Here is a 20,792-nt window from a genome sequence, read left to right on the forward strand (position 1 = left end):
CGCACTGGCGCGGACTTTGCTTAGTGAGATCGTCAAACCTGATTGTTACTATGGCGGCTGTGCAGCAACCGCTGCACAGCGTCCCCTGAGAGACCTACCGAGACCGGCCCATGTCCATTCACGCAGCGCTGAACCACGTCACCCACTACTCGTACGACCGCCTGGTCAATCTCGGCCCCCAAGTCATCCGCCTGCGCCCGGCCCCGCACTGCCGCAGCAAAATCATTTCGTATTCGCTCAAGGTCGAGCCCAGCACCCACTTTGTGAACTGGCAGCAGGACCCGTTTGCCAACTACCAAGCCCGCCTGGTGTTCCCCGAAAAAACCAAAGAGTTCAAGGTCACCGTTGACCTGGTGGTCGAAATGGCGGTGTACAACCCCTTCGACTTTTTCCTGGAGCCCGCGGCTGAGAACTTTCCATTCAAGTACGACAAGCTGCTGGGGCAAGAGCTGGCGCCCTACCTCGTGGCCGAACCGCTAACGCCCGAGTTCGAAAAATTCCTGAAGGCTATCGACCTGAAAGAGCGCCGCACCATCGACTTTCTGGTCTACATCAACCAGTTGGTGCACAACGCGGTCAGCTACACCATCCGCATGGAGCCCGGTGTGCAAACGCCGGAAGAAACCCTGACGCTGGCCAGCGGCTCGTGCCGCGACTCCGGCTGGCTGCTGGTGCAACTGCTGCGCCACTGCGGCTTGGCGGCGCGCTTTGTGTCGGGCTACCTGATTCAGCTGGCGCCGGACGTGAAATCGCTCGACGGCCCCAGCGGCACTGAGGTCGACTTCACCGACCTGCACGCCTGGTGCGAGGTGTATTTGCCCGGCGCAGGCTGGATCGGGCTGGACGCTACCAGCGGCCTGTTGGCGGGCGAAGGCCACATTCCACTGGCCTGCACCCCGCAGCCCAGCGGTGCTGCCCCGATTGAAGGCGGCGTGGACAAGTCCGAGGTGGAGTTTGCCCACCACATGCAGGTCACCCGCCTGTATGAGTCCCCCCGCGTCACCAAACCCTACACGCCCGAGCAGTGGGCCGATGTCATGAGCCTGGGTGACCAGGTCGATGCCGAACTCGTGGCCGGCGATGTGCGCCTCACCATGGGGGGCGAGCCCACCTTTGTGGCGGTGAACGACCGCGACGCTGCGGAGTGGAACACCGACGCTCTGGGCCCCACCAAGCGTGGCTTTGCGACCGAGCTGGTGCACAAACTGCGCGACGAATACGGCCAAGGCGGCTTTCTGCACTTCGGTCAGGGCAAGTGGTACCCCGGCGAGCAGCTGCCCCGCTGGGCGCTCAACATCTACTGGCGCGCCGACAAACAAAAGGTCTGGAGCAACCCGGCCCTGTTCACCGACGAGCGCAAGCCCACCCACTACACCGCCGAAGACGCGGGCTACTTCATCCGCAGCCTGGCCGGCAAGCTGGGCCTGACCGACAAATACGTGCAGGCCGGCTATGAAGACACCTGGTACTACCTGTGGCGCGAGCGCCGCCTGCCGGTAAATGTGGACCCCTTCAACAGCAAGCTCGACGACGAAATGGAGCGCGCCCGCCTGCGCCGCGTCTTCGAGCAAAAACTCGACTCCGTGGTGGGCTATGTGCTGCCCCTGAAAGTCGGCACGGGCCCGCGCCTGACCGGCCCGAGCTGGACGACCGGCCCCTGGTTCTTCCGCGACGAGCGCATGTACCTCATGCCCGGCGACTCGCCCATGGGCCTGCGCCTGCCGCTGGACTCGCTGCCTTGGGTCAGCGAGGGCGACTTCCCCTACCTGGTGGAGAGCGACCCCACGGTGGACCGCGGCCCCCTGCCGGCGCACGGCGCCTTGGCTGCGCGCTATGCGGTCGGTGCCAAAACCACCCTTCCCGTGACCGGTAGCCTGGCCACCAGCGGGCTGCCCTACAAGGCGGGCAACCTCGCCGTGCCTGAGGCCAGCCGCAAAATGCAAAGCGCCGTCGGCTTGGCCAAGGCAGGCGACACCGCGGTATCCACCAACGCCCAGAGCGCCAAGCAGCCGGAGCCGGCCATGTACGCCGAGGCGCCCAACCGCTTTGAGTCCGCCCACTGGATCACCCGCACCGCGCTGTGTGTGGAAGTGCGCGACCCGCGCCGCGCCAGCGGCCCCAAGGCCGAGGCGGTGGGCTCCAAATCGGGCGTGATGTACATCTTCATGCCGCCACTGGAGCGCCTGGAAGACTACCTGGACCTGCTAGCCGCCATTGAGGCCACCGCCAGCGAACTCAAAATGCAAGTCGTGCTGGAAGGCTACCCGCCCCCCCGCGACCCGCGCTTGAAGTTGCTGCAAGTCACCCCGGACCCCGGCGTGATCGAGGTCAACGTTCACCCCGTCACCAACTGGAAAGAGCTGGTCTACAACACCGAGTTTTTGTACAACGCGGCATTTGAATCTCGCCTCTCTGCCGAGAAGTTCATGACTGATGGCCGCCACACTGGCACCGGCGGTGGCAACCACTTTGTCATGGGCGGCGCCACGCCGGCCGACAGCCCGTTTTTGCGCAAGCCTGAGCTGCTGGCCAGCCTGCTGCTGTATTGGCACAACCACCCGTCGCTCAGCTACCTGTTCAGCGGCATGTTTGTGGGCCCCACCAGCCAGGCCCCGCGTGTGGACGAAGCCCGCAACGACCAGCTCTACGAGCTGGAAATCGCCATCGAGCAGATCTACAAAAACCGCGAGCTCTACGGCCAGACCATGCCGCCGTGGCTGGTGGACCGCACGCTGCGCAACATCCTGATTGATGTGACGGGCAACACCCACCGCAGCGAGTTCTCCATCGACAAGATGTACTCGCCGGACTCGTCTACCGGTCGCCTGGGCTTGCTGGAACTGCGCGCCTTCGAGATGCCGCCTCACCCCCACATGAGCAGCGTGCAGCAGCTCCTGCTGCGTGCGCTGGTGGCCCGCTTCTGGAAGTCGCCGTACAAGGCGCCGGTCACCCGCTGGGGCACCGAGCTGCACGACCGCTACATGCTGCCCACCTTCATCAAAATGGACTTTGATGATGTGATGGCCGACATGAACATGGCCGGCTACGCGTTCGACACCAGCTGGTTTGCACCGCACTACGAGTTCCGCTTCCCGCTGGTGGGCTCGGTCAAGAGCATGGGCGTGGAGTTGACCCTGCGCAACGCGCTGGAGCCTTGGCACGTTATGGGCGAAGAAAGCTCCGCCGGCGGCACCGCCCGCTACGTAGACTCCAGCCTGGAACGCCTGGAAGTGCGCGTCACCGGGCTGAATGAGAGCCGCTACGTGGTCACCTGCAACGGCGAGGCCCTGCCTATGACCAGCACCGGCACAGTGGGTGAGTTTGTCGCCGCTGTGCGCTACAAGGCCTGGAACCCGCCGAGCAGCCTGCACCCCACCATTGGCGTGCATGCCCCGCTGACCTTTGACATTGTCGACACCTGGATGAAGCGCTCGCTAGGCGGTTGCCAGTACTTTGTGGCCCACCCCGGCGGGCGCAATTACGACACCTTCCCGGTCAACAGCTACGAGGCCGAGAGCCGCCGCCTGTCCCGCTTCAGCGCACTGGGCCACACCCCGGGCACGCTGGTGGTGCCACCGGCCACCATCCATGTGCCGGGCAGCAAGGAGTTCCCGTTTACCAAAGACATGCGGCGGAACTGAGTTTTTTTCCAAATCTGCCTCCAACCCCCGTGGAATATGCGCAAGCAGCTACTGAAAATGTAGCAATTTGATTCACGCGGGGGCGGGCACAGCTCTGGAAGAACGGCCGCTTTGCGGGGCGGAAGCTGACTTTCAAGGAAGGCATACAGTTCCAGCATCTTGCAGGGTTTGTCCGTTCTGTTATCGCCATCAAAAATGCAGCTAAAGGCAAAATAGTCAATCAAATCAAAGCGCTCTTGATTTGGCATAAACCGTGTTCATCAGCAAGCCGCCTTGTTCATAAGCAGGTTTGCAGGGTTTAGCTCCTTTTTTATGAAGAGCCATGCGGCCTTAAATCTGCGAAATCAGATATAAATCAAGCACTTAAAAATTCCAACGGAGGAAATCATGGGTCCAAGCGACTTTGTTCATAAGACGGGTCTCACTTCCATAACACGTTAGAAGGCAGTCGATGGCTGGTCTCCTTGCCCTCTTAGTAATTGCCTTATGGGCCGCTGCGTCTGTGACGTTAGCGAAGGCCGTCTCCTCGAAATCATTCCCATTGGCACTTGCGGTTCCGGCGATCTTCTTTATGCCTTTTTTCGATGAGGCGATAGGCTTAGGGCAGTACTCATATCTCTGCCAAAGGAGTGAAATCAAACTTCACGGGGCAATTCCAGTGGGGAACGAACTTTATTCCGAAGACGGAGAGTGGCGGCTTGGATTTACCTCCCCCCCCGAGCATTGGAGAGAGCACCTCGCACTGGTACGCCTAGCTGACTCTTTAGTTCGATGGGACAGTGGTGTATCCCAGCCAATCCACTCGCTCAGCCCAGTAGACTCCAGACATACCAGAATTATCGATTCAAGGACTGGAAGGCTTCTTTCGGAATGGACTTCTTATTCGTTTAAAGGTGGCATCGTTAGACGAACCCTACTTGACGGTTCAACACAATGCTTTCCTGAGCCGATTAACCAGAATGGCTACGTCATGTACAAGCAAATAATGGCCTACTCAAAACCATGATGATGCGGAATCTTGGCGGAAAATTGCCTTCTAACTGGTCGGCCCACACGGACACGCAGCAGCAGGATGCCGCTACGCGGCACGTTCTGCTTGCCGGTGGCCTCCGACGTTAAACCTCATGGAAGACAAAGTCACTCTCGAACTGTCTCGCGATGAAGCGCTGGTGCTTGAGGGGCTGTTCGCGCGCTTCGAGCATGTGCACTCGTTGGCGTTGAAGCACAACGCAGAGTTCATCGCACTGTCCCGAATATCGGGACAGATTGAGAAAGCCTTGACCGAGCCATTTCAGTCGGACTACATGACATTGCTGGGTGCCGCACGATCTCGTGTTGCGGAAGGCTATGAGGGTTTGGCGCCGGGAGTTAGCCAGTGAATTTCACCTATTCGTGCACCAGCTTCTGCGCCATGAGGTTTAACAGGGCGCCCAAGTCGGACGCCTTCGGCGCCCTTTGGCTTCGACGTTGAGGCTGTAAAAAACCATCGCTGGCACGCCCTTCCCGATCTCTCTTTGCAAGAAGATCACCATGCTCCGCTACAAACCCCAAGACCGCAACAGCGTCGCCTTTGCACAGAACCACCTGGTAGAACACGAACCGGATCTGAGGTCCTTGGATGGTCGGTTCAAGTTCGTGTTGCTGGCCTATGCCGCATCGCTGCGGCCAAACCGTCACACGGCCCTAGCATGCAACTTGCATACTCAGCGCCTTTAACAAGGAAAACACAGATGCCCTCCATCAACTTCATCGGCGGCGAAAAAGGCGGCGTCGGCAAATCCGTGCTGGCGCGTGTGCTCGCGCAATATTTCATTGACAAGGGGCGGGCCTTCACCGGGTTTGACACCGACCGCTCCCACACCTCGTTCACCCGCTTCTATGCGGACTTTGCCTCGCCGGTCGTGGTCGACACCTACGAAGGCCTGGACCTGATCGCCGCGGTGTTTGAGGAGGAGCCTGTCGAAGGGCCGGCTCCCAACGTCATCGTCGATCTGGCCGCCCAGACCGCCGCACCGTTGGCCCGCTGGGTCAAAGACTCCGACCTGGTCTCACTGATGGCCAGCATGGGCATTACGGTGAACTTCTGGCACGTGGCCGATGCGGGCAAAGACTCCGTGGACCTGTTGGACCGTCTGGTGGCCACTTATGGTGCCGGACCGAACTACATCGTGGTGAAAAACCAGGGCCGTGGCAGCGACTTTTCTCAGCTCGAAGACTCTGCCGCACTCAAAAAGGCCATTGCACTGGGCGGTCATGTCACCACCCTGCCCCAGCTGCACGAAGCGAGCATGCGCAAAATCGACCGGCAAAACGCCAGCTTCTGGGCCGCGGTCCACCGCAAAGACGGGGACGACAGCCTCGGCATGCTGGAGCGCCAGCGGGTCAAAACCTGGCTCAAAAGCTGTTACAGCACCTTCGATACGCTGCCTTTGGGCTGAAACTGCAGCCAACACTGGAGTGGTTTAGCCGGGTATTGATCAAGATCAAGTGGCGAGAGCAGGGTTTTCATAACAATCCGGACATGCCCCGCTATCGTGCGGGCATGCCTTTCACCCTAGGAAACCAAGCCATGACACAACGTCGCGAATTCATGATTCAAGTCGCGCTCGGCAGCACTGCGCTGCTGGCAAGCCAGGTTCACGCAGCTGCACCCATGTTGGCAGAAACCGACCCGCAAGCCGGTGCCCTCGGCTACAAAGCGGACGCCAGCAAGGTCGACAAAGCCAAGTTCCCCAAGTACGCAGCCGGCCAAGCGTGCTCCAATTGCGCGCTCTACCAAGGTAAGGCCGCTGACGCCGCCGGCGGTTGCCCGCTGTTTGCCGGCAAACAAGTCGCCGGCAAAGGCTGGTGCAGCGCTTACGCTAAGAAGGCCTGACCTCAGCCTGCGGCTCACTGGCCGCAAACCAAACAAGCAGTCTGCACCGCTTGTCTGCCTAGCCACCGCAACCATGTTGACGGTGGCTTTTTTATTGCGGCCTGAACATCTTGAAAAGCTGCCCAGGCCCCACGCTGAAATAATCCGCCGGCCCGCCCCCCCGCAACACGTGCTCGGCAGCCGCGGTGTCATAGACCCCATCCACCAGCAAGCGCCGGTCCAGGTGCACCCCGACCACCTCGCCCAGGATCAACCAGCTGGGCACCGTAGCGCCTGTTGCGGTCTGCAACTGAACGATCTGGGTGCAACGGCACTCGAAACTGACGGGGCTCTCTTGCACCCTGGGAACCGCCACGAGGTTCGAGGCCGCCGGCGTGAGGCCTGCGAGTGAAAACTCGTCCACGTCGGGCCCCACGGGGGCACAGGTTTGATTCATCGCCTCCGCTAGTTCTTTCGTGACCAGATTCCACACGAACTCGCCGGTCGCCTGAATGTTGCGCAAGGTGTCTTTGGCGCCGATGCTGGAAAATCCGACGATGGGCGGCACGTAGTTGAAAGCATTAAAGAAACTGTAGGGTGCGAGGTTGAGCACCCCGTCGGGGGCGCGGCTCGATATCCAGCCGATAGGCCGGGGCCCGACGATGGCGTTAAACGGGTCATGGACCAGCCCATGACCTGACCGGGGTTCGTAGAAATGGAATTCGTTACGCATAAAAAGCCGAGTTTTTGCAATTGCCGTGAAGTATGACCGGCATGGTGATTGCTTGCAGAGGCCCAGAGTCCGCCCTTGCTGGCATACTTGCCCACAGTGACAAACGCAGAAGAATCCCGCCCCACCCCCCGCCCCGAAAGTGCTGAAGACGTGCTCAGTCACGCGCGCGCCTGCACAGCCCAAGCGGGCCATTTCGACGAATTGCGCGGCGCGATCGATTCTGACGCTGGCGCCTCTCACTTGACGGGCGTCTGGCGGCAGTTCTTTAGCAATATGGAGGGAAGCAACGACCTGGCTCTCGACCAGCACATTGCCAGCCTTCAGCGACAGATTCGTGACAACGGTGTCACCTACAACGTGTATGCCGATGCCGAAGGCCCCCAACGCCCTTGGTCGCTCGACCTTTTTCCTTTGATTGTGGATGCGCCCGACTGGGCGCATATTGAGGCCGGGGTGCAACAACGCATGCGGCTGCTCGACGCGGTCATGGCCGATGTCTATGGGCCGCAGCAACTCTTGCACCGCGGCCTCTTACCCCCCGCTTTGGTACACGGCCACCCCGGCTACCTGCGCCCGATGGCCGGGGTGCAACCCGTGGGCGGCGTTCACCTGCATGTGGCCGCTTTTGACCTGGCCCGCGGACCGGACGGCAACTGGTGGGTTGTGGGCCAACGCTGCCAGGCACCCAGCGGCTTGGGCTATTTGCTGGAGAACCGGCTGGCTGTGTCGCGCCAGTTCCCGCAGGCGTTTCAAGCGCTCAAGGTGCAGCGCCTGGCCAGCACCTACCGGGCACTGATGGACAGCCTGAAAAACGCCAGCCCCGCCGGCGCACAGGCCCACATTGCACTGTTGACCCCGGGCCCATACAACGAAACCTATTTTGAGCACGCCTATCTGGCGCGTTACCTCGGCTTGACGCTGGTGGAGGGCAGTGACCTCATCGTACGGGACGAGCGCCTCTTCCTCAAAACCCTGCGCGGGTTGGTACCTGTGCACGGCCTGCTCAAGCGGGTGGACGACCAGTACTTGGACCCTCTGGAACTCCGGCCCGACTCCACCTTGGGTGTGCCCGGACTGCTGCAAGCCATTCGCGCAGGCAACGTGCTGGTGGCCAACACACCGGGCTCCGCCTTTTTGGAGTCGCCCGCGTTGCTGGGCTTTTTACCCGCGATCGCGCAGGCGCTGCTGGGCGAAAGCTTGAGCCTGCCGGCTCTGCCCACCTGGTGGTGCGGCGAGCGCAGCGCCATGGAGGCGGCCTTGCCGCTGTTGGGCGAGCGCACGATCAAACCCACCTACCCGGGCTCCAGCATCCACACCAGTTTCGATGCCATGCTGGGCCACACCCTCCAGCAAAGTGCCTTGGACCGGCTGGCCGGCCGTATCGTGCGCCAAAGCGAGGAGCACACGGTGCAGGCCTACCTGCCCCTGTCACAAATGCCGACCTGGCGCATCCCCTCAGACCCCACCGACGCGGCCACGATGGAGGCACGCTCGGTCATGCTGCGGGTTTTTGCGGTGTCCGATGGCAAAGACGCCCAGGGCCAAGCCCGGTGGCGGGTGCTCCCCGGCGGCCTGGCCCGCGTGGCGGGCACCAGCGCCGACATTGCATCCATGCAACGGGGCGGCAGCAGCGCAGACGTGTGGGCCTTGACCCGGGGTGAGGTCGACACCACCACCCTCCTACCCACCACCCTCACACCGGCCGTGCTGGCGCAGCGCAAGCGGCTGGTCACCAGCCGTGCCGCCGAAAACCTGTACTGGCTGGGCCGCTACACCGAACGGGCCGACAACACCATCCGCTTAGCGCGGCTGGCGCTGGAGTATTTGGGTGGCGAAGAACAGTCCAGTGCGCCACTGCTGCAGTGGCTCACCCAGTTGGCGCAAATCAACACGCTGGTGCTGCCGGGCGTGCCCTCGGCCGTGCAGGCGCGGCGGGTGTTTGAGCGCTCCATCATTGCCAGCCTGGCGTCGCCCGAGGGCGCCACGGGGGTCGGCTACAACATGCGCGCCCTGAAAATGGCCGCGGCCACCGTGCGCGAGCGCTTGTCGCAGGAGCATTGGGCCACCATCGTCCGCGCCGAGGAAGAGATTTTCCAGCGCTGTGCCCAGCTGGCGGCCCAAGGCGACTATGCGCCCAACCAAGCCTTGCGCATTCTCAAAGACGCCAGTGACCACTTGGCAGCGATCACCGGGGCCCAAACCGACCGCATGACTCGCGACGATGGCTGGAGGCTGCTCAGCATCGGGCGGCATGTGGAGCGCCTGAACTTTTTGGCCACCGCGCTGGACCAGTCACTCGATACCGGTGCTGTCGATACTGACGGCGGGTTCGAGGCTCTGCTCGGGCTGTTTGACAGCACCATTACCTTCCACGCCCAGTACCAGCAAAGCCGCGATGTCGCAGCCCTCATAGACCTGCTGGTGCTGGACCGCGATAACCCGCGCTCCCTGGCATGGGTGGCCCACACGCTGCGCGGGCGCTTGGCCAAGCTGGCCCAGAGCCCCGCCCATGAGCTCAGTGCCATGAGCCTGCAGGTGCCCGCACCCGACCAATGGGACTTGGCTACGCTGTGCGAAAGCCCCGCTGACGGACCCGTCATGGGGCCGCTGCGCGAGCTTTTGAAGTCGCTGTGCCAAGCCGCCTACACGGTGTCGGAAGACATCAGCATCACCTATTTCACCCACTCCGGTGAAACCAAACAAAGTGTGGGGACCTGATGCTGCTGCAAGTCACCCACGAAACCCGCTACGACTACCAACCTGCCGTCGAAACGGCGCAGCATGTGGCGTACCTCGAACCCCGGGCCCATGGCAGCCAGCAGGTGTTGAGCCACAGCCTGGTCATTAACCCGCAGCCGGCGCAGCAACGCAGTGCCCCAGATGTGTTCGGCAATCACCGTTGTTTTTTCTCGCTGCAAGTACCGCACAGTGTTTTGCAGGTCAGGGCCTGCAGCCTGGTGTCCACCCGCGCACATGACACGCCCCAGAGCAGTCTTCCCTGGGAAACGCTCCGGGACCGGCTGCGCTTTCAGGCCGGCGCGGCCTATGAGGCGGCGGCTGAGTTTGTGTTTGCGAGCCCGTTTGTGCCGCGCCAGCTGGAGTTTTCCGGCTATGCGCGCCCGAGCTTTACGAGTGGCACCGATTTGATCGGCGTGGCTATGGACCTGATGGAGCGGATTCACACCGACTTCACCTACGAGACCCACAGCACCCAGATCAACACACCGGCTCTGCAAGCGCTGGAGCAACGCAAAGGTGTGTGCCAGGACTTTGCCCACATCATGCTGGCCTGCTGGCGCAGCATGGGCCTGCCGGCGCGCTATGTCAGCGGCTACCTGCTGACGCAACCGCCCCCGGGGCAAGTCAAGCTGATCGGTAGCGATGCGTCGCACGCCTGGGTGAGTGTGTATGTGCCGGACCTCCCTACCGGTGCGCAGTGGGTGGACTTTGACCCCACCAACAACCGCTGGGGTTGGCATGCTCCGGGCGCCGATTACGTGACCGTGGCCACCGGCCGGGATTTCGGTGATGTGTCGCCGCTGCGCGGGGTGATTCATGGCGGCTCCCGGCACACGCTGTCGGTGGGCGTCACCGTCGAAGAAATCCGCACCGACAACCTGCACACCGGTATCACTGACCATAATGACGTGCCTGCGACTGCAGCCCCGCCCCCAACACAGACGCAGAGCCAGGGTCAGGGTCAGGGCATGTCGCAATCGCAATCACAGTCCCAAACTCAGTCCGACTGACCGCTTCCCTTGGATCTGATTGCTACTATTTTTATAGCTACTTGCGCATATACCAATTGGGCTAACGGCAATTTTTATCACAAACCAGAGAGAACTTTCATGAGCATTTACGACAAACTCACCGCACTCCAGATTACCTTGCCCCCGGTCTCTATTCCTGCGGCTGCCTACGTGCCTTTTGTGCAAACCGGCAATCTGGTGTTTCTGAGTGGTCACATTGCGAAAAAAGACGGTGCCGTCTGGGCGGGCCAACTGGGAAAAAACATCAGCACCGAAGAAGGCAAAGCAGCTGCCCGCGCCATCGCCATCGACCTCATGGGAACTCTGCACGCCGCAGTGGGTGACCTGAACAAGGTCAAGCGCATTGTCAAAGTGATGTCGCTGGTCAACTCCACCGGCGACTTCACCGAGCAGCACCTGGTGACCAATGGCGCCAGCGAACTCTTGGGCGAGGTCTTCGGACCGCAAGTGGGTGCCCATGCTCGCAGCGCCTTCGGTGTGGCCCAGATTCCTATGGGTGCCTGTGTTGAGATCGAGTTGATTGCTGAAATCGCTTAAGCGTTTCCGGCTGATCTGACCACCTCAAAACGCTGCTCCGGCAGCGTTTTTTTTATGCCGGGAGAAACCCGCCTTATTGGGCGTGGCGGGTATCGACCTTGAACACGGCCACCGCCTGCGCCAGCTGGGCCGCCTGATCGCGCAGGCTTTCCGCGGCAGCGGCGCTCTCTTCCACCAGGGCAGCGTTCTGCTGGGTCATCTGGTCCAGATTGGAAATGGCGTGATTCACATCGGCAATACCGCTACTCTGCTCGCTGGACGCGGCAGTGATCTCACCGATCACGTCTGCCACGCGGCGCACACTCTGCACGATCTCTTGCATGGTCGCCCCGGCGGTGGTCACCAACTGGGTGCCGTGCTCCACCTTGTCGACCGAGGTACCGATCAGCGCCTTGATTTCTTTAGCGGCTTCGGCGCTGCGACCGGCTAGCGAACGCACTTCAGAGGCCACCACCGCAAAGCCCCGCCCCTGCTCTCCGGCACGGGCTGCCTCGACGGCCGCATTCAGGGCAAGAATGTTGGTCTGAAACGCAATGCCGTCGATCACGCCAATGATGTCCGCAATTTTTTTGCTGCTGGCATCGATGTCCTGCATGGTCCGCACCACCTGGGTCACGACTTCGCCACCCCGCTGAGCCACACTCGATGCGTTCGCGGCCAAGGTGCCGGCCTGCTGGGCGTTGTCAGAGCTCAGGCGCACGGCCTGGGTCAAGCTGTCCATGCTGGATGCGGTGGAGGCCAAGTTGCTGGACGTCTCTTCCGTGCGCTGCGCCAAGTCGTTGTTACCGGTCGCAATTTCACTGCTGGCGGTGGCAATGCTGTCGGTGCTGTGGCGCACCTGGGACACCATGAGGGACAGGGCACGGTTCATGGCGGAAAGAGAGCGCATCAGGTCACCGAACTCATCGGCCCGTGATTCATCCACCGCGGAGCTCAGGTCGCCCTCGGCAATGCGGGCAGCCAAGGCATTGGCCTGCACCAGTGGTTGCTTGATGGAGCGGATCAGAAAGCCCGCCCCGATCAAAATGCCCCCGATCAGCAGCACCAGACCACCGGCTGACAACACAATCAGCTTGCGACCCTCGGTCTCAAAATTTTCGCGCAGGCTTTCGCTGGCGGAGTCCTGCATCGCAACAAAATCGGCATGCCCTTTTTGCAGCGCCAGCACGGCAGGCCGGTATTGGGTTTCGACAAATGCCGGCATTTCAGCGGGTTTGGTGACCTTGAGCAGCGCTGTCTGGCTAGTCAGGTCATTCAAAGCCTTTCGCAAGGTGGCAATTTTGGCGAGCTGCTGGCGGTCCTGCTCGGTGAGCTGACTCGCCTCAATGGTTTTTTGAAGTTCCTCAATGCGGCTGTTGCCGGCACTGATTTCGTCTTTGAAGGCCTTGGCTACCCCGGGGTCGGTCGACACCACGACCGCATAAGCGCGGGTGGCGTTCACGTCTTCCAAGGCTGCCAACTGGTTGGCGTGCTTGATCTGGGTGACCATGGCGGCATTAACTGCGCCGTAGGCTTCCCGCGACTTGCGGGACTGCAGTGCTGTGAAAGCAATGATGAGCGCTAGAGCCACGACCATCACGACCATGGCCGACCACAATTTGGTGGCCAACCGCATCCGGCTGAACTGCATTCCAATCTCCTTTAATTATTCTGTAATTTAACCATGTGACGTTGGTGCACAGAATGGAGAAAAGAGAGGACTTACCCTGCCAAACGCCAGATACCCTGACCCTGAACGGAGGCCAGCTCAGCGTCGGACACCCGGTGGGGCGCAATCTCGGCTAGAGGCAGCAGCACAAAGGCGCGCTCGGTCATGCGCGGGTGCGGCACGGTGAGCGTGGGCCCCTCCATGCGGGCACTGCCGTAAAGAAGTAGGTCGAGGTCAAGGGTCCGTGGCGCATTGCGGTAGGGGCGCTCCCGCCCGGCGGAGGCCTCTTGGTGCTGCAAAGCCTCCAGCAGCGCCGGTGCCGTCAAGCGGGTTCGCACCCATGCGACAGCATTCACGTAGTCCGGCCCGCTGGAGTCCACCGGCGTGCTGCCGTAAAGCCCGGAGGCCGCCAGCAACTCCGTGTACGGTAACTCAGCCAAGCGCGCCAAGGCCTGCCGGAGTGCCGCCATAGGTTCACCCAGATTGGCACCGAGGCCGATAAAGGCCTCGACCGGCTCCCGCACCACGACCCGCCTTATTCGGCTGCTGTGTCGCCCGCACCTGCGCTGCGGCCGGCATTGCTGCGGCGGCGGCGCTTGCGCTTGCGGGGGGCATCCCCTAGCTCTTGCGGTGCGTCAGGCAAGGCGCCTTCAGCCGGTCCGCGTGGCTCGGCGTCGGCCGCACGGGGCTCACGGGCTGGCTTGGCGACGCGAGGGCCTTTAGGGGCTTGCTTGCGTTGCTGCTGCTGTTCGGCACGCACCTGGTCCACCATGTCCTGGCGCACGTCGTCGCTGGCCATGCTGAATTCCTGCCACCAGTCGGCCAGCACTTCATCCACCTCACCGGCATCGGCGCGCAAGCGCATAAAGTCAAAAGCGGCACGGAAACGCGCTTGTTCCGCCATGCCAAAGGGGGTGCTGCCCACCCGCTTTTCGAACCGGGGCTGCATCAGCCAGATTTCGCGCATGTCGCCCGCGAGTTTGCCGCGGCCGGAGACATCGCCGATCCGGGCATTGAATACGTCTTCAATCGCATCTTGCAAGGCGGGGTGGCTATGCTCACCGCGGGCCTGGCGCTGGTCCCAGCCGTTGCGCACGTCGGCCCACAGCACACAAGCCAGCAAAAAGCTCGGGGCGACCGGTTTACCTTCGCCGACCCGGCGGTCCGTGTCTTTCAGAGCGGCCGCCACAAAGCTCTGGCCGGCGCGCTCCACCACCACATCGAGCAAGGGGTAAATGCCTGTCGACAAGCCCAGCAACTGGAGTTGCTCGATAGACGCCAGCGCATGCCCGGTCTGCAGGAGCTTGAGCATTTCGTCAAACAAGCGGCTCTGCGGCACGTCATTGAGCAGCTTCTGGCTTTTGACCAGCGGACCGGCGGTCTTGGGCTCCAACTTGAAGCCCAGCGGGCTCAGCTTGGCGGCAAAACGCACGGCGCGGATGATGCGCACCGGATCCTCGCGGTAGCGGGTAGCCGCGTCGCCGATCATCCGCAAGGTGCGGCTCTTGGAGTCCTTCAGCCCATTGTGGTAGTCCACCACGATCTGGGTTTCCGGGTCGTAGTACATGGCGTTGATGGTGAAGTCGCGGCGCACGGCGTCTTCTTCCTGCGGGCCCCAGACGTTGTCGCGTAGCACCCGGCCGGTGCTGTCGACAGCATGCTTCAGGTGGGCCAGCTCGTTTTTGCTGGTGCGCTCATTGCCGGCCACTTGCTCTGCGGCGGCATTGTCGAGGTAGGCCCGGAAGGTGGAGACCTCGATCACTTCGTGTTCACGCCCCCGGCCATACACCACGTGCACGATACGGAAACGCCGGCCGATGATGAAGGCGCGGCGAAATAGGCCCTTGACCTGCTCCGGCGTGGCATTGGTCGCCACATCAAAGTCTTTGGGCCGCAAGCCGACCAGCAGGTCTCGGACCGCACCGCCCACGACATAGGCTTCGAATCCCGCTTGCTGGAGGGTGCGCACCACATTGATGGCGCGGTCGTCAACCAGGTTGGGGTCGATGCCGTGCACGGAGACCGGTATTTCCACCCGTTTCCCGAACTGGGGCTTGCCGCCCGCCGCAGAAGGTGATTTACCCAGCAATTTATCGATGAATTTTTTGATCAAGTTCTTGTTCCTAACAGTCCTGCCCGCGGGTCAGGAGAAGAGCTCGAGTATGCGCCATCCACGCTGCTCGGCCAGTGCGCGCAAACGCGGATCGGGGTTGGTCGCTACCGCCACATCGGCTTTTTCCATCAAGGGCACGTCGTTGATCGAGTCCGAGTAGAAAGTTGTGTGCACAGAATCCCAGCTCAAACCACGGTCGGCCAGCCACTGATTGACGCGGGTGACCTTGCCCTCGCGGAACGATGGCACTCCGGCGATCTCACCGGTGTACCAGCCGGTACCGCCGGGAGCATCGTCCGTCACCAGATCGACCGCAATCAGGTCTTCGACGCCGAAGGCTGCCGCAATCGGGCGGGTCACGAAGGCGTTGGTCGCCGTCACGATGATGACCGTGTCTCCCGCCGCCTGGTGGTCCTGCACCAGCTTCAGCGCCTGAGGTTGAATGGCTTTTTGGATCACATCCCTCATAAAGTCTACGTGTGCAGCTATCGATTTGCTAGCACCTTGCCGCACTACCGCAGCGGTGGCAAACCGGCAGTACGCGTGAATATCCAGCGTACCGGCCTTGTAGTGCTCGTAGAACTCATGGTTTTTTTGCTTGAATACGTCGGCGTCCGTCCACCCCAAAGCGGTGGTGAACTCGCCCCAGGAAAAATCCGAGTCCAGCGGAATCAGGGTGTGGTCCAGGTCGAACAAGGCAAGCTTTTTGACGGTCATGTGTTTTCCAGCATGGATTTGATAAGGGGAATCGTGATGGCGCGCTGGGTTTGCAGGGCGTAGCCATCCATCAGGTCGAGCAGCTCCATGAGGCTGCCCAGGTCACGGCTGAAGCGGCTGAGCATGAAGTCCATGACGTCATCGCTCAAAAACACGCCGCGTGCATCGGCGGCTTGGCGCAGCACACTGCGCCGCTCCGGCTCGCTCAGCAATTGCAGACTGAAAATATGCCCCCAGCCGAGACGGGTGCGCAAATCGTCCCGCAATTTGAGGTCTACCGGCGCCTGCTCACCTGCCGCCAGCACCGGCTTGTGGTGCGCGTGGGCGTTGACAAACCAGTTGAAGGCCGCATGTTGCTGCTCTGCGGTGAAAAGGTGCACATCATCCATGACGACGGCGGCCCACCGCTCGTCGAATTCGGTGGGCTCATCATTCGCGCCCAGCCAACCGACTTTGGCGCCTTGTTCGCGCAAGCCTTCGCGGGCGGCTTTGAGCAAGTGGGTTTTGCCACTGCCTTCGGGGCCCCAAAAATACGTGGGCACCGGGGAGCGGCTGCTGGAGTGGGACTTGTCTCCGATCCACAGCTCCAGATGTTTGAGTGCGGCCTCGTTGGGGCCGGCAAAGAAATTGGCCACCGTCGGGCCGGTGGACAAACCGATGTCCAGCGCGATCTGTTTCATACGCAAAAATCAACCAAGGTACAGGCGGCTGGCCAGGTAGCCGGCACGGGCCCGGCGGATCGCCACCAAAAGCACCGCACTGGCCGGCAGCGCCACCAGAACGCCTACAAACCCGAACAACTGGCCGAATGCCAACAAGGCAAAAATAACGGCCAAGGGGTGCAAACCAATACGCTCACCCACCAGACGCGGCGTGAGCACAAAACTCTCTAGGACTTGGCCTAAGCCGTACACCACGGCCACCATCGCCAGCGGATAGGCAACCCCCTGGGCTGCCGAAAACTCCAGCAGTCCGGCAAACAGCGCCAGCACTAGGCCGACCCCGAAGCCCAGATAGGGAACAAAAATCGCCAGCCCGGTGAAGATGCCGATGGGCAATGCCAGATCCAAGCCGAACAAGGCCAAGCCGACGCTGTAAGCCACCGCCAGAATCAACATCACCAACAGCTGGCCGCGCAGATACTGGCCTAGCACCTCATCGGACTCCCTCAGAAAGCTGTCAGTCGGCGCACGCAAGCGGGGCGGCACCAGTTGCCGCAGCTGCGCCATAAAGCGACTCCAGTCCATGAGCAGGTAAAACAAGGCGACCGGAATGAGAATGGCATTCCCGATCAGGGCAAACGCCACACTGCCGCCCAGTTTGAGTGAAGCCAGCACAGACCCGAAGGCGTCCTCCACATTGGCATTGAGGTACTTCATCACAAAGCTTTTGATGCTCAGCACATCCAGGTTCAGCTTGATGCCCCATTGGGCCAACAAGGGCTTGAGTGCTTCGTTCAGGCTGTCCAGCAACACCGGGAACTGCTCACGCATCAGGGGCATTTCTTTGGCAAGAATCGGCACGATCAGGAGCAACACGCTCAGCACCGTGATCAAAAACACCACCTCCACCAGCACCACAGCCACCACGCGCGGGATGCGGCCCAGTCCGATGTCGTCAATCCAATTAACCACAGGCGTGAGTGCATAGGCCAGCACAGCAGCCACGGCAAAGGGCGCCAACACAGGGGCCAGCAGCCACAAAACGAGGACGGCGAATGCTGCAATAGTGACCCATGCAGCGAATCTTTTTTGGGTGGGGGTGATGGGCATGAGAGAAAGAGAAGGGGCAAACCCTTAAAATCTGGGCAAATTCTATCGGGGTCTGCCTCCGCTTCGCCCCAAACGCTACATCCCATGACCCAATCTTCTGCCTCCACTCCCCTTTCTTACAAAGACGCTGGTGTCGACATCGTTGCCGGTGACGCACTGGTTGAGCGCATCAAGCCCTTGGCCAAAAAGACCATGCGCGAAGGCGTTCTGGCTGGTATCGGCGGCTTCGGCGCCCTTTTTGAAGTGCCCAAGCGCTACAAAGAACCCGTGTTGGTGAGCGGGACCGACGGTGTGGGCACCAAGCTGAAGCTCGCTTTTGAGTGGAATATGCACGACACCGTGGGTATCGACTTGGTCGGCATGAGTGTGAACGACGTGCTGGTGCAAGGCGCCGAGCCGCTGTTTTTCCTGGACTACTTTGCCTGCGGCAAGCTCGATGTGGACACCGCAGCTGCTGTGGTGGGCGGGATTGCCAAGGGCTGCGAGCTGTCTGGCTGCGCCCTCATCGGTGGTGAAACCGCTGAAATGCCCGGCATGTACCCCGCGGGCGAATACGACTTGGCAGGTTTTTGCGTAGGTGCGGTCGAAAAATCCAAAATCCTGACCGGCGCCGACGTGAAAGCAGGCGACGTGGTGCTGGGGCTGGCCTCTGCCGGCGTGCACTCCAACGGTTTCAGCCTGGTGCGTAAATGTATTGAACGCGCAGAAGCTGCAGGCACGGTGCCCGCCACCCTGGACGGCAAACCTTTCAAGCAAGCCATCATGGAACCCACCCGCCTGTACGTGAAAAACGTGCTGGCTGCGCTGGCGGCCCACCCCATCAAGGCCCTGGCCCACATCACCGGTGGTGGTTTGCTGGAAAACATTCCCCGCGTGTTGCCCGACGGTCTGGCGGCGCACCTGGTCAAGGGCAGCTGGCCCCAAACCGAACTGTTCGGCTGGCTGCAAAAAACCGCCGGTATTGACGATATCGAGATGAACCGCACCTTCAACAACGGCATTGGTATGGTCGTGGTAGTCGATGCGGCGCACGCAGAAGCGACCGCAGCCACCCTGCGCGCCAGTGGCGAAACCGTTTACACCGTGGGCGTGATTGCCGACCAGGGCGCAGGCGAGCAAGTCGTCGTACGCTAAAGCCCACCCGGAGGCGGCTTCAGCGGCCTCCAAGATTGCTGTTGCTAGAAATTTCATAGCTGTCCGCGCACGGCCTGTCTGGACTTTCGGCCTATTTGGGTCCAAACTCCGGCCATCGTTGGTACGAGGACAGCATCTATGCCGGTAATCGCAGTCATCAACCGCAAAGGGGGCAGCGGCAAAAGCACTCTGGCCACCCACTTGGCTGCCTGGCTGGCCAACCAGGGTATCGCCGTCATGCTGGGCGATGTGGATCGACAACAGTCCACCCGCACCTGGCTGAAGCGCCGCCCCGCTCCTTTGGCGCCCATTGCAGGCTGGTCGGTGGGCCAAAAAAACACCTTGAAGGCGCCGCCGGGCATCACCCATGTGGTCCTGGACACTCCCGGAGGCATGCACGGCTTTGAGTTGTCTAAGGTCATCATGTCGACGGATGTGGTATTGATGCCCGTCTGCAACTCCCTGTTTGACCGCGAATCTGCCGGCCAGTGCCTGCAAGAGTTGCGCGCCATGCCCCGCGTGGCGTCCGGGCGGTGCCGGTTGGCGGTCATCGGAATGCGCTTGGATGCACGGACCCGCGCTGTAGACACCCTGCGGGAGTGGGCTAGCAGCCACACGGTGCCATTCATCGGGGTACTGCGGGAAACCCAGGCGTATGTGCGCAGCCTGGACAGCGGGTTCACGCTCTTCGATCCGCATAAGCCTTTGCAAACAGCCGACATTGCCCAGTGGGAACCCATTCTGGAGTGGACCCGACAGGCCTGTGGCATGCAGGCCAACCCCACGCCCGCCCCCGAGTTAGTCACCCCGGCTGTCAGCGAGCCATCCAAAGTCGCAGCCCCCCGGGCCAACAGCTTGATGCCGGCGCAAGAGTCGCTGGTGCATGGCAGCAGGTTGACCGTGTTTGCTCATGGCCCCAAGCCCGCTAACGAGGACCACTCCCCCGCCCTTTCAGTCCGTGCGGCGGGGTCTCAGGCGCTGCCGCAATTCCTGTTGCGCAAGCCGGCAGCTTAAAGCCCGCTCTGGGTGCGTAAAGCCTTGACCTGATCGACCACCCGATCAGCATCTATGACCTGACTGGCGTGTTCGAGGTACAACTCCAAGTCGATCAGCGCCTGACGCGCGTGCCCCATCTCCGCATGCACCATGCCGCGGTCACGGTACTCCGACCACGAGTCCGGCAATAACACCACCAAACGCTCCTGGACAGCGAGCAAGCGCGGCCAGTCTTGTTGCGACCGGTGGATTTCCTTCAGGTTGCGCAGCATGCGCGCCAGAATTTCACGAGGAGACGCAGCCTGCAAGTACAGCCCTAAGGGCGCCTCGAAATCGTCCACCAGCCCGCTGCGCCGCCGGTAGGGCTCCAGCATCTCGGACAACTCTTCTTTGCCCAGAGAGCGCCCTGACATCGGGTCAATCACCGCCTGCCCCATAGGGAGGTTGACCTTAACCATGAAATGCCCCGGAAAGCTCACCCCTTGGGCATCGAGCTTCAAGCCCTGGGCCAATTCCATCCACAACACGGCCAGTGAAATCGGAATTCCCCGCCGTGTCCGCAAAACCTGCGAGACAAAACTGTTGTCCGGGTCATAGTAGTTGTTCACATTGCCAGCGAAACCGAGGTCGCTGAAGAAGAACTGGTTGAGCACTCGAACCCGCTGCAGGGCCGAGGCATCGTCGGCCAAACGGCGACGCAGCCGGGCCAGCAACTGGTCTACCTCTGCCATGCTGGACTGCAGGTCCAGATCAGGGTATTCATCCTGACCGAGACTGAGCGCCGCTTCAAACAAGGCGAATTCCTGGTCGCTATGCACCAGGCTGGCGAAATACTCCAGCGTGGAGGGAACTGTCAGATCCAACTTCATGCTCGTCC

17 protein-coding genes are annotated in these 20,792 nt (G+C 61.5%); 9 read left to right on the plus strand and 8 right to left on the minus strand.

Annotation, left to right across the window (positions count from 1 at the left end; all coding sequences use genetic code 11):
* Positions 1–110: 110 nt before the first annotated feature.
* From QZW03_RS01930 to QZW03_RS01945, 4 genes are all read left to right on the plus strand, one after another.
* The gene (locus tag QZW03_RS01930) at positions 111–3,641 is read left to right on the plus strand and encodes a transglutaminase family protein (RefSeq protein WP_296507808.1); all 3,531 of its coding nucleotides are present in this window, start codon (positions 111–113) and stop codon (positions 3,639–3,641) included.
* Positions 3,642–4,765: 1,124 nt separating this feature from the next.
* A complete protein-coding gene (locus QZW03_RS01935) occupies positions 4,766–5,020 on the plus strand; it encodes a hypothetical protein (RefSeq protein ID WP_296507810.1) in 255 nt (84 codons plus the stop codon).
* A gap of 351 nt (positions 5,021–5,371) precedes the next feature.
* Complete coding sequence (locus QZW03_RS01940; protein WP_296507811.1) at positions 5,372–6,079, plus strand: mobilization protein; 708 nt, start codon at positions 5,372–5,374, stop codon at positions 6,077–6,079.
* A gap of 131 nt (positions 6,080–6,210) precedes the next feature.
* A complete protein-coding gene (locus tag QZW03_RS01945) occupies positions 6,211–6,516 on the plus strand; it encodes a high-potential iron-sulfur protein (RefSeq protein WP_296507814.1) in 306 nt (101 codons plus the stop codon).
* A gap of 91 nt (positions 6,517–6,607) precedes the next feature.
* Here the strand turns inward: QZW03_RS01945 and QZW03_RS01950 are convergent, their stop codons facing one another.
* Positions 6,608–7,228 carry a flavin reductase family protein gene (locus tag QZW03_RS01950; RefSeq protein WP_296507817.1) on the minus strand — a complete coding sequence of 207 codons (621 nt, stop codon included), beginning with the start codon at positions 7,226–7,228 and terminating at the stop codon, positions 6,608–6,610.
* A gap of 96 nt (positions 7,229–7,324) precedes the next feature.
* On the opposite strand from QZW03_RS01950, the gene QZW03_RS01955 reads away from it, so the two are divergent.
* From QZW03_RS01955 to QZW03_RS01965, 3 genes are all read left to right on the plus strand, one after another.
* Positions 7,325–9,946: a circularly permuted type 2 ATP-grasp protein gene (locus QZW03_RS01955; RefSeq protein ID WP_296507818.1), complete on the plus strand. Its 2,622-nt coding sequence runs from the start codon at positions 7,325–7,327 to the stop codon at positions 9,944–9,946.
* Positions 9,946–10,977 (plus strand): transglutaminase family protein, encoded by a 1,032-nt coding sequence (locus QZW03_RS01960; protein ID WP_296507820.1) that lies wholly within the window; start codon positions 9,946–9,948, stop codon positions 10,975–10,977. The genes QZW03_RS01955 and QZW03_RS01960 overlap by 1 nt, the downstream gene beginning before the upstream one ends.
* A gap of 99 nt (positions 10,978–11,076) precedes the next feature.
* Entirely contained in the window at positions 11,077–11,535 is a 459-nt protein-coding gene (locus QZW03_RS01965) for a RidA family protein (protein WP_296507823.1), read from the plus strand.
* 73 nt (positions 11,536–11,608) lie between these two features.
* Here the strand turns inward: QZW03_RS01965 and QZW03_RS01970 are convergent, their stop codons facing one another.
* From QZW03_RS01970 to QZW03_RS01995, 6 genes are all read right to left on the minus strand, one after another.
* Positions 11,609–13,165, minus strand: coding sequence for a methyl-accepting chemotaxis protein (locus tag QZW03_RS01970; protein WP_296507825.1), 1,557 nt, complete (start codon positions 13,163–13,165; stop codon positions 11,609–11,611).
* A gap of 71 nt (positions 13,166–13,236) precedes the next feature.
* Complete coding sequence (gene folK, locus QZW03_RS01975; protein ID WP_296507827.1) at positions 13,237–13,710, minus strand: 2-amino-4-hydroxy-6-hydroxymethyldihydropteridine diphosphokinase; 474 nt, start codon at positions 13,708–13,710, stop codon at positions 13,237–13,239.
* An 8-nt stretch (positions 13,711–13,718) separates the two neighbouring features.
* The gene (pcnB, locus tag QZW03_RS01980) at positions 13,719–15,296 is read right to left on the minus strand and encodes a polynucleotide adenylyltransferase PcnB (RefSeq protein WP_296507829.1); all 1,578 of its coding nucleotides are present in this window, start codon (positions 15,294–15,296) and stop codon (positions 13,719–13,721) included.
* 30 nt (positions 15,297–15,326) lie between these two features.
* Entirely contained in the window at positions 15,327–16,013 is a 687-nt protein-coding gene (locus tag QZW03_RS01985; protein ID WP_296507831.1) for an HAD family phosphatase, read from the minus strand.
* Entirely contained in the window at positions 16,010–16,693 is a 684-nt protein-coding gene (hda, locus tag QZW03_RS01990) for a DnaA regulatory inactivator Hda (RefSeq protein WP_296507833.1), read from the minus strand. The genes QZW03_RS01985 and hda overlap by 4 nt, the downstream gene beginning before the upstream one ends.
* Before the next feature lie 9 nt (positions 16,694–16,702).
* A complete protein-coding gene (locus QZW03_RS01995; RefSeq protein WP_296507836.1) occupies positions 16,703–17,785 on the minus strand; it encodes an AI-2E family transporter in 1,083 nt (360 codons plus the stop codon).
* 84 nt (positions 17,786–17,869) lie between these two features.
* Here QZW03_RS01995 and purM point away from each other — a divergent pair, with 84 nt between their 5' ends.
* Together purM and QZW03_RS02005 are read left to right on the plus strand one after the other, a co-directional pair.
* Positions 17,870–18,919, plus strand: a complete 1,050-nt coding sequence (purM, locus tag QZW03_RS02000; RefSeq protein WP_296507838.1) for a phosphoribosylformylglycinamidine cyclo-ligase — start codon at positions 17,870–17,872, stop codon at positions 18,917–18,919.
* Positions 18,920–19,057: 138 nt separating this feature from the next.
* Positions 19,058–19,933 carry a ParA family protein gene (locus tag QZW03_RS02005; RefSeq protein WP_296507841.1) on the plus strand — a complete coding sequence of 292 codons (876 nt, stop codon included), beginning with the start codon at positions 19,058–19,060 and terminating at the stop codon, positions 19,931–19,933.
* On the opposite strand, the gene QZW03_RS02010 is transcribed toward QZW03_RS02005, so the two are convergent.
* Entirely contained in the window at positions 19,930–20,784 is an 855-nt protein-coding gene (locus QZW03_RS02010) for a tetratricopeptide repeat protein (RefSeq protein WP_296507843.1), read from the minus strand. The two genes, QZW03_RS02005 and QZW03_RS02010, sit on opposite strands and share 4 nt — an antisense overlap.
* Positions 20,785–20,792 lie beyond the last annotated feature (8 nt).

It is taken from the genome of Rhodoferax sp., from assembly GCF_013297935.1.
Taxonomy (GTDB): Bacteria; Pseudomonadota; Gammaproteobacteria; order Burkholderiales; family Burkholderiaceae_C; genus Allorhodoferax.